This window comes from Catenulispora sp. EB89, from assembly GCF_041261445.1.
Lineage (GTDB): Bacteria > Actinomycetota > Actinomycetes > Streptomycetales > Catenulisporaceae > Catenulispora.
In genome coordinates this window covers 351,781-364,319 of record NZ_JBGCCU010000001.1, presented here as the reverse complement: position 1 = coordinate 364,319, position 12,539 = coordinate 351,781, and the positions used below count along the sequence as shown (strand labels likewise).

11 protein-coding genes and 1 pseudogene are annotated in these 12,539 nt (G+C 73.7%); 10 read left to right on the top strand and 2 right to left on the bottom strand.

The genetic code is table 11. The features are described from left to right. The first annotated feature begins 113 nt into the window (after positions 1-113). Genes ABH920_RS01720 through ABH920_RS01710 form a run of 3 tightly spaced genes read left to right on the top strand, consistent with a single transcriptional unit; the run spans position 114 to position 3,681 of the window. Entirely contained in the window at positions 114-1,319 is a 1,206-nt protein-coding gene (locus tag ABH920_RS01720) for an NTP transferase domain-containing protein (RefSeq protein WP_370345969.1), read from the top strand. After that, positions 1,316-2,593, top strand: coding sequence for a molybdopterin molybdotransferase MoeA (locus ABH920_RS01715; RefSeq protein ID WP_370345967.1), 1,278 nt, complete (start codon positions 1,316-1,318; stop codon positions 2,591-2,593). The genes ABH920_RS01720 and ABH920_RS01715 overlap by 4 nt, the downstream gene beginning before the upstream one ends. A 38-nt stretch (positions 2,594-2,631) precedes the next feature. After that, complete coding sequence (locus ABH920_RS01710) at positions 2,632-3,681, top strand: TrkA family potassium uptake protein (protein WP_370345965.1); 1,050 nt, start codon at positions 2,632-2,634, stop codon at positions 3,679-3,681. A 45-nt stretch (positions 3,682-3,726) separates the two neighbouring features. On the opposite strand, the gene ABH920_RS01705 is transcribed toward ABH920_RS01710, so the two are convergent. After that, entirely contained in the window at positions 3,727-4,572 is an 846-nt protein-coding gene (locus ABH920_RS01705; RefSeq protein ID WP_370345963.1) for an HAD family hydrolase, read from the bottom strand. An 889-nt stretch (positions 4,573-5,461) separates the two neighbouring features. Here ABH920_RS01705 and ssd point away from each other — a divergent pair. The 7 genes and pseudogenes from ssd to ABH920_RS01670 all read left to right on the top strand — a co-directional run. Next, a complete protein-coding gene (ssd, locus tag ABH920_RS01700) occupies positions 5,462-7,057 on the top strand; it encodes a septum site-determining protein Ssd (protein ID WP_370345961.1) in 1,596 nt (531 codons plus the stop codon). A 20-nt stretch (positions 7,058-7,077) separates the two neighbouring features. After that, the gene (locus ABH920_RS01695) at positions 7,078-8,514 is read left to right on the top strand and encodes a TadA family conjugal transfer-associated ATPase (protein ID WP_370345959.1); all 1,437 of its coding nucleotides are present in this window, start codon (positions 7,078-7,080) and stop codon (positions 8,512-8,514) included. Next, positions 8,511-9,323 carry a type II secretion system F family protein gene (locus ABH920_RS01690; protein WP_370345957.1) on the top strand — a complete coding sequence of 271 codons (813 nt, stop codon included), beginning with the start codon at positions 8,511-8,513 and terminating at the stop codon, positions 9,321-9,323. The genes ABH920_RS01695 and ABH920_RS01690 overlap by 4 nt, the downstream gene beginning before the upstream one ends. Continuing rightward, positions 9,320-10,027 carry a type II secretion system F family protein gene (locus ABH920_RS01685; RefSeq protein ID WP_370345955.1) on the top strand — a complete coding sequence of 236 codons (708 nt, stop codon included), beginning with the start codon at positions 9,320-9,322 and terminating at the stop codon, positions 10,025-10,027. Before ABH920_RS01690 ends, ABH920_RS01685 begins: the two co-directional genes overlap by 4 nt. A 29-nt stretch (positions 10,028-10,056) precedes the next feature. Further along, entirely contained in the window at positions 10,057-10,233 is a 177-nt protein-coding gene (locus ABH920_RS01680; RefSeq protein ID WP_370345953.1) for a DUF4244 domain-containing protein, read from the top strand. Then, positions 10,233-10,628 (top strand): TadE family type IV pilus minor pilin, encoded by a 396-nt coding sequence (locus ABH920_RS01675; RefSeq protein ID WP_370345951.1) that lies wholly within the window; start codon positions 10,233-10,235, stop codon positions 10,626-10,628. Before ABH920_RS01680 ends, ABH920_RS01675 begins: the two co-directional genes overlap by 1 nt. Beyond that, a pseudogene (locus ABH920_RS01670) lies at positions 10,516-10,875 on the top strand (Rv3654c family TadE-like protein); the annotation flags it as partial. The gene ABH920_RS01675 and the pseudogene ABH920_RS01670, both read left to right, overlap by 113 nt. A gap of 903 nt (positions 10,876-11,778) precedes the next feature. Here the strand turns inward: ABH920_RS01670 and ABH920_RS01665 are convergent. Then, complete coding sequence (locus ABH920_RS01665) at positions 11,779-12,402, bottom strand: hypothetical protein (RefSeq protein ID WP_370345949.1); 624 nt, start codon at positions 12,400-12,402, stop codon at positions 11,779-11,781. Between the last annotated feature and the right edge of the window lie 137 nt (positions 12,403-12,539).

The window sequence follows — 12,539 nt, the reverse complement described above, 5'->3', positions numbered from 1 at the left end:
GAAGGTGCTGATCGGCGCCCCGACCGGGGTCCGCGGCGGCCCGAACCCGATCTGAGCACTCGTCAGATTAGAACACGTTCTACTGGAAGGCCACACCCGGTTAGGGTGGCGGTATGGACGCTCTGGGCGGGCCCGGCGAACCCTTCGACGTGATCGTCCTGGCCGGCGGCGGCGCGCGCCGGCTGGGCGGGACCGACAAACCCGCGCTCGATGTCGGCGGGATCAGCATGCTCGACCGGGTGCTGGCCGCCTGCCGGGGCGCGGCCTCGGTCGCGGTCGTCGGTCCGCCCCGGCCGGTGGGTCGGCAGGTCGTGTTCACCCGCGAATACCCTCCCGGCGGCGGTCCGGTGCCGGCGCTGGCCGCCGGGATGACGGTCGGCTCCGCAGAGTTCATCGCTGTCTTCGCCGCCGACCTGCCGTTCCTGGACGTCGAGGCGGTCACGACGCTGCGGCGCTCGCTGACCGCCGACGCGGTGCTCTTCACCGACGAGCGCGGCAAGGACCAACCGCTCGCCGCGATATACCGACGCAGCGCGCTCGCGGCAGCATTGGACGCGGTGCCCGAGCTCCGAGGCGCACGCCTGTTCTCGATCGTCGAGGCGCTGTCCGTGACCAGGGTCCCGGACACCCGGGGCGTGACCGTGGACTGCGACACCTGGGACGCCGTCAACACCGCACGCGCGCTGATTGCGACACGGCCCGCGACAAAGGCGAAGATGGAGGACATGGACGACAAGAAGCAGCTCGCCGACTGGTGCGCCGCCGCCGCGGCCGAACTCGGGCTCACCGGGCACGAACTCGGCGAGGCCGACGTGAACGCGATCCTCGGGCTGGCCGGGGTCGCCGCGCACAATGTCCTGCGACCGGCGGCGCCGCTGACCACGTTCCTGGCCGGATACGCGGTCGGGCTGCGCAGCTCGGCCGACGGCGGGCGCGGCGCCCTGGACGGCCCGATCGCGAAGCTCAGCGCCCTGGCTCAGGCCTGGGACCCGGAGACCGGCGGCCCGAGCGGGGCCGGCCACGGCCCGGCGAGCGGGACGGTCGGCGGGTCGGTGGCCGGCAGCCCGGCTGCGACCCGCGACGCCTCGGCCGGCTCGGCCGCGATCGGTTCGGTCGGCGGCGCGGCGGGCAGCGGCCAGGCGGACAGCTCGGCAGACAGCTCGACCGGCGGCACGGACAGCGGCCCGGCAAGCAGCTCGCCGGCCGCTGCGGCCGGCGACAGCGCCGGCAGCGCTTCCGCAGGCGACGCAGGCGACTCGGGGAACTCGGCCGGCTCGCGCGACTCGGCCGGCGACGCACGGGGATCCGGCGACCGGTGAGCACGTCCTGGGCCGAGGCCCGCAAGATCGCCGGCGCCGCCGCGATCCCCCTGCCGACCACCCGCGTCCCCATGGCCCAGGCCCGCGGCGCGGTTCTCGCCGAATCCCTGTCCGCCCTGGTGGACCTGCCGCCGTTCGCGACCTCCGCCATGGACGGCTGGGCTGTCGCCGGCCCCGGTCCCTGGCGGGTCACGGGCCAGGTGCTCGCCGGTCAGGAGGCCACACGGCTCGGCGACGGCGAGGCCGTGGAGATCGCGACCGGGGCCCGGGTCCCCTCCGGCGCGTCGGCGGTGCTGCGGCGCGAACGCGGCTTCGTCGACGAGCGCACCAGGCTCCACGTCAGCGAGAGCGCCGAGGAGCACAGCCACGCCGCCACACCCGACCCCGCACCACAGCGTTCTTATGCGGCCGTCTCGAACGCCGCCACCGCGACGCGTACCCTGCGCGGCACCGAGCCGGGGCTGCCCATAGGGTCCGATATCCGTCCGCAGGGCCAGGAGTCGCGCCGCGGCGAGACCCTGCTGTCGGCCGGCACCCGCGTCACCCCCGCGGTACTCGGCCTGGCCGCCGCCGCGGGATACGACGACCTGCCGGTCCACGAGCGCCCGCGCGTCGCGCTCGTGGTCATCGGCGACGAGTTGGCCGAGTCCGGCCTCCCGGACGGCGCCCGGATCCGGGACGCGCTCGGCCCGATGTTCACCGCCTGGCTCGAAGCGCTCGACGTCGAGGTGACGGTGAGCCGGGTCGCCGACGACCCGCGCGACCTGCTCGCGGCCATCGCGTCCTCCCCCGCCGATCTGGTGGTCACCACCGGCGGCACGGCGCGCGGCCCGCGGGACCACGTGCACCGCGTGCTGGCCGAGCTCGGCGCGCGCCTGCTCGTCGACGGCGTCTCGGTGCGGCCGGGACACCCGATGCTGCTCGGCCAGTACGGCGGCACCCGGCAGCACCGCCGGTTCGTCGCCGGGCTGCCCGGCAACCCGCTGGCCGCCGTCGCCGGCTTCGTCACCGTGGTGCGGCCGCTGCTGCGCAGGCTGTCAGGGCTGGCGGACGCGTCACACTTCCTGTCGCTCGGAGATGCCGTCGGCACCCACCCGACCGACACTCGACTCGTGCCCGTCTCCGTCACCGACGCCGTCGCGATCCCCCTGCGGTTCACCGGCCCGGCGATGCTGCGGGGACTGGCGCTGGCCGACGGGCTGGCCGTCGTACCGCCGGGGGGAGGGGTGGTCGCCCTCGGCGCCGGGCAGCGGGTGGAGGTGCTGACGGTCTGAGCGAGCACACCACGTACGCAGCGCCGTTCCGCCCCTCGGTGGTGCTGCCGCGCGCGGTCTCGGGCCCGCTGTGGGCGGTGCTCAAGCGGGTGCTGCTGGCGCTCGGGATCCTGGTGCTCTCGGCGGTGATCGTCTACCTGGGCCGGAACGGCTACCGCGACTCCTCCGGCAAGGCGATCGGCTGGCTCACAGCCTTCTACTACGCCACCGTGACCCTGTCGACCACCGGCTACGGCGACGTGGTGCCGGTCAGCGACTCGGCCCGGCTGGTCAACACGCTCGTCGTCACGCCGCTGCGCGTGATGTTCCTGCTGGTGCTGGTCGGCACCACCCTGGAGGTGCTGACCGAGCGGACCCGCAACGAATGGCGGCAGGAGAGGTGGAGGTCGAAGGTGCGGGATCACACAGTGGTGGTCGGCTACGGCACCAAGGGCAGCTCCGCAGTGCAGACGCTGCTGAAGAACGGCCACACGCCGGAGTCGATCGTGGTGGTCGACACCAACCCGGCGCGGATCGCCGAGGCCAACCGGCGCGGGCTGGCCGGCATCGTCGGCGACGGCAGCCGCAGCGAGGTGCTGGAGCGCGCGGAGATCACCAAGGCCAAACACGTGGTGATCAGCGCCGACCGGGACGACACGGCGGTGCTGACCACGCTGACCGTGCGCCGTCTCACCCGCCGCGCCATGGTGGTGGCCTCGGTCCGAGAGGCCGAGAACGCCGCGCTGCTGCGCGAGAGCGGCGCGTCCTCGGTGGTCACCAGCTCCGACACCGCCGGGCAGCTGCTGGGCGTGGCCACGATCAGCCCCAGGGTCGGCCAGGTGGTGCAGGACCTGCTGTCCTACGGCGACGGCCTGGAGCTCATGGAGCGCCCGGCCGACACCCGCGACGTGGACAAGGAGCCCCGGGCGGTCAAGGAGCCGGTGCTGGCGGTGATCCGCGGGTCGCGGACCATGCGCTACGACGACGTGGCGATCGGCACCATCCAGCTGACCGACCGCCTGGTCGTGGTGCGCTCGGTGCACGACCGGAACGCCGACCCGGGCGTGCGTCGTGGCAGCGGCCCCGGCCGGCCCGAACCGTCACGCTGAGGAAGCTGAGCTACCTCAAGCCGGACGGTATCGGCCAAAACCGCCTCAGTCGAAGTCAGAGCGCCGCCGGCGCCGGCCCCGCGTCCCCAGCCACCAGATGGTCCCCGCGGTCGCCAGAGCCAGCCCCAGGGCCGTTCCCGACACCGCCGGCTTGGCCGCCAGCTCACCGACCCTGGAGCGCAGCGCCACCGGCTTGTCGAAGACCAGGATCGGCCACTCGCGGGCCGTCGCCTCCTTGCGCAGGGCGCGGTCGGGGTTGACCGCGTAGGGGTGCCCCACGGACTCCAGCATCGGGACGTCCGTCGCGGAGTCGCTGTAGGCGAAGGACCGGCTCAGGTCGTAGCCGCGCTCGGCGGCCAGCTCCAGAATCGCCTTGGCCTTGTTCTCGGCGTAGGCGTAGAACTCGATCTCGCCGCTGTACTTGCCGTCCTCGCCGACCGCCATCCGGGTACCGATCGCCAGGTCCGCGCCCAGCATCTCGGCGATCGGCTCCACCACCTCCGAACCGGAGGTGGAGACGATCACCACGTCCCGCCCGGCGGCCTTGTGCTCGGCGATGAGCGCCGCGGCCTCGGAGTAGATCAACGGGTCGATCAGGTCGTGCAGGGTCTCGCCGACGATGTCCTTGACCTGTTCGACGTCCCAGCCGGTGGCCATGGCGGACAGGAACTGCCGCATGCGCTCCATCTGGTCGTGGTCCGCGCCGCCGGCGAGGTACACGAACTGGGCGTACGCCGTCCGCAGCACGGTGCGCCGGTTGATCAGGCCGCCGTTGTAGAACGAACGGCCGAAGGCCAGGGTTGAGGACTTGGCGATGATCGTCTTGTCCAGGTCGAAGAAGGCCGCCGGACGGCCCGCGCCATCCGCACGTGCGTCCGCATGCTCATCCACACAATCGAGGATAGCGTCGTTGGTAGGTCCTACGTCGGGACCGCTACAGATGCGCCCTCAGTGACGGCTTTGAAGCGCAGTTACCCCCCGCCGACGGTGGCTCTTCAGTCATTCGGCGTAATGGATCGGGGCGGGGTTTGCATTCTGCGAGCCTCGGGTACACCATGGAAGTCACGGATCGTTCGCGACCGTGCTACCACGGCCCGGCTCCTCCCCCCCGAGCCTGGTCGTGGAGAAGACCCCCGCTCTCCCCCCCGGCGGGGGTCTTCACTTTTCTTCGTTTCTTGCGATGTCACAGCCGCGCCCCGCCCGTCCCGGGCGGCGGCGGTCGGGGCGCCGGGCCCGCTGGTTGTGCTGACATCAGGTTCGCGCCGACCGCCCCGCGGACCCCGTCGCGGGTCCCGCCGGGCCGCGCCGCGCGCCCCGCAGGGCCCGGATCCGGTGCAGTTCCGGCGCAGTTCCGAGACAGAACTCTCAGAGTTCCCTCTCCTGTTCCGGCACAGATCCGGCGCCGATCCGGCACAGTTCCGACAACCGACGTTCGGATATCCCGCGACCCGGTTTAAATCTTCCTGAGAAATCCACAAGTTCGCACACGAACTAAGACTCCGCATCCAATAACCGCGTGGCCGCTACGCCGAACGAGGGATAGCGGTTATCCCCAAGCCGGGTTTATCCACAAGTCCATCCGGTACTCCTGGCGCACTCTGCGATTCCTCCGCGACCGTGGGCCCGTGCCCCGCCGACCGAAGGCGGGCCCGATCCCAGGGAGCCCGCCATGCGAGACCTCACGCAGCCTCCTGCGTCCGGCCGACCAGATCGGAACCGCAGGTCAGGGCCAGAATCACGGTACGAACCCGGGGCCGCCGCGGCCCCCGCCCCGCTGGCCGTGACCTCCGACCCGGCGTTGGCCGAGGCGCTGTTGCGGGTGGCGGCCGAGGCCGGGGTGCGGATCGAGATCGTGCCGGGACCGAGCGCCGCTCGCCACCGCTGGAACGCCGCGCCGCTGGTGCTCGTCGGCGTCGACCAGACCGGCGAGGTGGCGCGCGCCGGGCTGCCGCGCCGCCCGGAGGTGGCACTGATCGGCCGCGACCTGGACGACGCCTCGGTCTGGCAGCGCGGGAGCGCGGTGGGTGCCGCGCACGTGCTGATCCTGCCCGACTGCGAACGCTGGCTGGCCGGCCTGCTCGCCGAGGCCGACAGCCCCCGCGAGGAGCCCGGAGCGGTGGTCGCGGTGCTGTCCGGGCGCGGCGGGGCCGGCGGCTCGACGCTGGCCGCCGCGCTGGCTCTGGCCGGCGTGCGCCGGGGCCTGCGCGCCACGCTGGTGGACCTGGATCCCGCCGGCGGCGGCATCGACCTGCTCTTCGGCCTGGAGACCGAACCGGGGCCGCGCTGGTCGGAGCTGGCGCAGTGGCGCGACGGCCGGCTGTCCGGGCGCTCGCTGCGGGACGCGCTGCCGACCTACGCGGCGCATTCCCGCCACGGCCTGGCCGGCGGCCTGGGCTTCGGCGAGGAGGGCGCGGACCGGTTGCCGGTGCTGGCCTGGCCGCGGGCCCGGCCCGGCGAGGACGACGGCCCCGGATGGCTCGGCGCCCGCCCCGGCACCACCGAGGATCCCTGGTACGACAGCGGGACCCCGGCCGATCCGGGAAAGGCGGACCCGTGGCTCCGGCCGGAGTCCCGGGGCGCCGGCGGCGACATTGGCGGCGCTTCCGCGAATCCCTTGTATGACGACGGATCACCCGACATCGACGAGGAACTGTGGTCCGGCGGCGGTTCGCCGATGCCGCAGGAAACCACAGGAGCGCGACGTATCGGACGCCGACTCAATGGTGACGGTTCATCAGCGGAATCTCTTTCCGGAGCGCGGGTGATCACCCCGGAAAACTCTGATTCAGAGGCATCCTGGGAAGTCGGCGGCCCTTCCGCTCAGGACCGCGCCGACAGCATGGCGCGGGCGACGGCCCGGCCGCAGCGCGGCCTGCCGATCCTCACCTGGCCGCACACCCGGACCGACATCCCGCTGCCGGCGGTCGCCGCCGAGCCGGTGCGCGCCGTGCTCACAGCTCTGGCGCAGGCCGGTGACCTGGTCGTGGTCGACCTGCCCCGCGCGCTCGACGAGGCCGCGACCGAGGCGCTGGCGCTGGCCAACGTGACGCTGATGGTGGTCCCCGCCGAGGTGCGAGCCTCCGCCGCGGCCTCGCAGTTGGCCGCGGCGGTCCGGCTGGTGTCGCCGGACCTGCGCGTGGTGGTGCGGCTGCCGGCTCCCGGCGGTCTGGAACCGCTGGACATAACGGATGTCATGGGCGGCCTGCCGCTGGCCGGGGTGATCGGGGCCGAGCGGCGGCTCTCGGTGGCCGCCGAACACGGCGAGCCGCCCGGCTCCAGTGCACGAGGAAGCGTCTCCGCGTTCTGCCGCGGCTTCCTGGACGACCTGTTCGGTCTGGCGTCCGCGCGGCGCTCCGAGTCCCGGGCGGCGGCATGAACGCGCCGCCGCCTTCCCCGATGACACCGCCACCGCCGATGTCGTCCTCGATGTCCTCGGCTCCACTCCCCGGATCGGAACGGCTGCGGCTGAACGCCGGGCTCGTGGACCGGGTCCGGTCTCGGCTGGCCACCCCGCCGGTCCGGGTCGACATGCAGGCGATCCTCGCGGCGCTGCGGGCCGAGGGCTGCATGCTCGACGGCCGCGATCTGCGCGCGGCGGCATATCAGGTCCGTTCCGAGCTCACCGGCGCCGGCGTGCTGGACCGGTACCTGTCCGATCCGGAGGTCACCGACGTCCTGGTGAACGCCCCGGACTCGGTGTGGATCGAACGCGCCGGGACGTTGAGCCGCGCCGACGTGCGCTTCCCCGACGAGGCCGCGGTCCGCCGGCTCGCGCAGCGGCTGGCCGCGCACGCCGGACGCCGCCTCGACGACGCCGCGCCGTACGTCGACGGCGTGCTGCCCGACGGCGCCCGGCTGCACGCGGTGCTGCCGCCGGTGGCCGTCCGGGGAACGCTGATCTCCCTGCGGGTCCCGCCACGCCGGGCGTTCACCATGGACCGGCTCACAGCCGGCGGAATGACCACCGAGCACGGCGCGCGCCTGTTGCGGGCGATCGCCACCGCGAGGGTGTCGTATCTGGTCACCGGCGGCACCGGCAGCGGGAAGACCACGCTGCTCGGCGCACTGCTCGGCCTGGTGCCGGCCGACGAGCGGATCGTGGTGACCGAGGAGTGCGCCGAGGTGGTCGTCGATCATCCGCATGTGGCGCGCCTCCAGTGCCGGACCGCGAACCAGGAGAACCGCGGCGCGGTGAACCTGCGGACGCTGGTGCGGCAGGCCCTGCGGATGCGGCCGGATCGGGTCGTGGTCGGCGAGGTGCGCGGGCCCGAGGTGTTGGAGCTGCTGGCGGCCATGAACACCGGGCACGACGGTTGCGCGGCGACGCTGCACGCGAACGGAGTCGAGGACGTCGTGGCGCGGGTCGAAGCCCTCGCCGCCCCGGCCGGGCTGGAGCGCGGTGCGCTGCACGCGCAGTTGGCGTCCGCGGTGCAGGCGGTCGTGCATCTGGTGCGGGAGAAGGGGAAACGGCGGCTGGCGTCGATCGGCGTCATCGACCGCGGGTTCGGGGAGACCGAGGTGCTGCCCGCCGTGGACTTCGATGCTGCGGGCACAGCGACCTATGGCCCGGGTTCGGAACGCCTCAGCCAGTTGCTGGGCCTGGACGTCCGGGAGACGTCTGCCGAGCCCTCACGGGAACAGCAGAACCGGGACGCCGACGCCGATCTGGAGAAGCTCGCCGGTTGGCAGGAAGCGCTGGCTGAGGCCGATCGCCTCTTGCCGGTCCTCAAAAGCGCGGCCAGTGCGGGCAGCGCGCCTGGCGGAAGCGATCCGGACGAACCGTTCGTCGCCGACTACGGCCCCTCTCCATCGCGCAGAGGAGGCCACCGATGAACTCCGCGCTGGCAGGCATCCTGGCGGCTTCGGCGGTGCTGACCTTCCCAGGGCCGGGCGCGCGCCGACGGCTGGAGACTGCGGTGTTGGGCAGTCCGCGCGGACCGAAATGGCGATTGCGGCTGGCCGGTGCGTGGCCGACGGTGCTGTCGGCGATCGCGTTGGGAGTGCTCAGTTCTGTCGCCGCGCGCTCCGCGGTGCTGGCGTTCCTGGTGCCGTTCGGAGCGTGGCGCGCGTATCGGGCGTGGACGGCTCACACCGCGCGGCTGGCCGTCGAGCGCCGGCAGACCGAGGTCATCGAACTCTGCGTCACCATCTGCTCCGAGCTGCACGCCGGTCGGGAGGCGCGCGAGGCGTTGCACGACGCCGCGTCCGGCGCGTGCCCGGATCTGGCGGTGTATCTGGCCGGACCGCTCGGCACCGGCCACGACGTCGTGACCGTGCTGCGCTCGGCGGCTGGGACTCCGGGCCGTGAAGCTCTCGCCGCGCTCGCCGCTTGCTGGCAGGTCTCCGAGGGCGGCGCGGGGATGACCCCGGCGATCGGGGAGCTGGCCGACGGGCTCCGGGCCGAGCGCGCGCAACGGCGCGAGCTGGACGCCGAGCTCGCGGGGATCCGTACGTCGGCGCGTCTGCTGGCGCTGTTGCCGGTGGTGGGACTGGTGATCGGCTCCGGGATGGGGCTCTCGCCGGTTCCCATGCTGCTGCACACCGGGATCGGCGAGGCGTGTCTGGTGCTGGGGATCGCGTTCGTGCTCGGCGGCGTGATGTGGATGGACCGCATCGCGCGCTCGGCGGAGGCGCTGTCATGAGCGTCCTCGGCATCGCGTTCACCGGGGTCGCGGCCGGGGTGTCGGCGGGGTTGTCGGTGTTGTGCTGGCCGCAACGGCACCAGGACCGTCCCGCCCGGCGGTTGGCATTTCTGGCCTCGCGGGACGGCACCACGGATCCGTCGCACGCGCGACCGTGGTCCGGCTTTCTCAAACGTCTGAGACACAACCCCTGGACCACGGCCCGCCGCCAGCGCAGACAAGGCGAAGCGGCCGCGCGCATATCGCCGGTGGCCGCCGATCTGCTGGCCGCGTGCCTGGCCTCCGGCGCCGATCCGCTGCGCGCCGCCGAGGTGGTGGCGTACTGCCTGCGGCCGCCGGGCCGACTCACCACGCTCGGCGAGCAGGCGGCGGCCGAGCTGTCCGACCGGTTCCAGGAGGTCGCGCAGCTGCTGCGGCTCGGCGGCAACCCGGTCACCACCTGGCGCGTGGTCGCCGCCGAACCCGGGCTGCGGCCGGTCGCCGAAGCCATCGGCCGGGCCGGACTGTCCGGCGCACCGCCGGTCGCCACGATCCGGGCCTGCGCCACCGACCTGCGCAAGGAGCGGCACGCCGCGAGCACGGCCGCCGCGCGCCGGGCCGGGGTGCGGGGCGTGGCCCCGCTGGCCGGGTGCTTCCTGCCCGCGTTCGTGCTGATCGGGGTCATCCCGATCGTCCTGGGCCTGGCCCATCACCTGCTCCGCTGACCGCTGACCTCCAACCAGAAGGAAGAACCATGAGACTCATCCGCCGCCGACGGCACCGCGACCGGGGCATGTCGACCGTCGAGTACACGCTCGGCACGCTCGCGGCGTGCGCCTTCGCAGTGATCTTGTACAAGGTGATCACGAGCCCGGCAGTGGAGAACGGCCTCACGGCGGTTCTGCGCAAGGCACTCAACACAGCGTTCTGATGCACCGGCGAAGACGCCAGGACGCCGGCTACGCCACGGTCGAAGCAGCGCTGGCCATCCCAAGCTTGGTGCTGTTCACGATGGCGTTGGCCGGGGTCCTGACCGGGCTGGCGACGCAGATCCGCTGCCTCGACGCCGCCCGCCTCGGAGCCCGAGCGGCAGCGCGCGGCGAGTCGGCGGCGGAGGTCGAGGCGGCTGTCGGCCGCGCCGTGCCGGGTGCTTCGGTGCGCATCGGCACCGAGGACGGCCTGATCCGGGTCACGGTCACGGCGCCGGTGGCCGATGTGCCGCTGCTGCGAGCGTTCACGGCGCACGCCGATGCCTACGAGGCCGACGAGGCCACTGACGAAGCCCCTGTGGAAAGTGAGGACACCGGTGCCGACCCGAACCCGTGATCGCGGCGCGGCCACGATCTTCGCCGCGCTCCTGGCCGGACTACTGACCACCCTCGCCGGAGCGCTACTCGCCCTCGGCGCCGCGATCCTCGCCCGCCACCGGGCCGGAGCCGCCGCCGACCTGGCGGCGCTCAGCGCCGCCGTCCACGCCGAGACCGGGCAACCGCCCTGCGACTGGGCCCGCCGCGTGACCGCCGCCGAGCACGCCCGGCTGGTCCGATGCGCCTGCGACGGCCCGGTTTGCCTGGTCGGCGCCGCCGTCGGCACGCCATGGGGCACCGCGACCGTGACCAGCCGCGCCGGACCGGCGGACGACCCCGTCGGTGCGAGTGCCTTCGGCATCAAACCCGACACCACGGGAGTTCGGCCCGTGCGCCTCGCCGCGGCCAACGATCTCGTTACTCAGCGCGCCCTCGGCATCGAGCGGAGCGGCCGATCGAAAGCAGACGCCACGGGAATCCGGCCCCCGCACCTCACCCCGGCCGACAATCTCGCCGCTCAGCGCGCCCTTGCCGTCGAGCGGAGCGTTCGCCCGGAAGCGAACGCCGCGAGAATCCGGCCCGCGCACCTCACCCCGGCCGACAATCTCGCTACTCAGCGCGCCCTTGCCGCCGAGCGGAGCGTTCACCCGGAAGCGAACGCCGTCCGTTTGCGAGCCGCGCACATCATTCCCCGACCGCCGCCCCACCGCGCGCCAGTCGTCCCACTCACCCCAGCCGCCCCAACCGTCGCCGTCGGCGTCGCCCTCGCTGAAGCCGAGCCACTCGCTCGCGCGCCGGCTGCGGCGTGCGGCCAGCTGGGCGCAGCGCTGGCCGGAGCGGTGCATGCCCAGGCGGAGGAGCCAGAGGGCGATCACGAAGGCCCAGCCGAATATCGCGCCGGTGAGGAAGACCTGCGCGGTGGTCGTCTGGACTCCGACGCCCAGGAAGGTCAGGTGGTCGTCGGCGGTGCTCGAGGCCGCGACTCCGGTGGCGATCATGACCACGAGGCTGAGCAGCCCCAGCGCGACGGCGATCATCGGCGGACCGCCTTTCGGTGGGTGGGTCGGATCCGGTGGGACGGCTGCTCAGGGCCGGTGGTCGGTCGGCTGGCCGGTCGACGTGCCGGCTGGTGGTCGGCCAGCCAGCCAGCCGGCCGGTCAGTCAGTCGCTCAGGGCCAGCGGTTGGCCGGGGACTCCCGGCGCCCGGCGCCCATGGAGTCGTCGGCCGCGGCCCGGCGGTCGTCCTCCTGCCAGCGCCCCACCGGCTCGACGTCGGTGTCCGAGTCGAGGATCCAGACGCTGTCCACGTCGGCCCGCGAGCGGCGCCACCACAGCAGGCCGACCGCGCCGGCCGCGCCGAGCGCCATCAGGCCGATCGGGGCGCGGCTGCGGCGGGCCGCGGTCACGGCCGCCAGCGGCATCACGCCGGCGATGCGTGCCATCGGCGAGGGCTGGGGGGCGCCGTGCCGGATGACCTGCCAGGCCGCGCCGCCGCGGGACGCCGCCTCGGCGGCCAGCGGGCGGGCGCGCTCGGCCACGGGACGGGCCCGCTCGGCCATCACCGCGGCGGCGACCGAAGCGCGGTCCGCGACCTGGTGCGCGACCACCGCGGCGCGGTCGGCGACCTGCTGTGCGGTCTCCTGCGCGGTACCGGCCGCACTCATGGCCGCGCTCTGGGCGGTCCCGGCTGCGCCGGAGACCGAGTGGGCGGCGCCGGAGGTCCGGTCGCGGACGGCACAGCGCACGCGCTCCAGACGGCTCTGCGGCTCGTCGTGACTGAACGGCATCCTCATCGCGCCTCTCCCTCACATCGCCTGTTCGCCGCCGCACCTGGCCAACGCTGTCCGGCGGCCCCGCCGGGCAGCGCCGCCGGAAGCAGGGTCGACCTGGCAAGCGGCTCGAGTTCGTGCCTGCCCGGCCACCCCGCCGG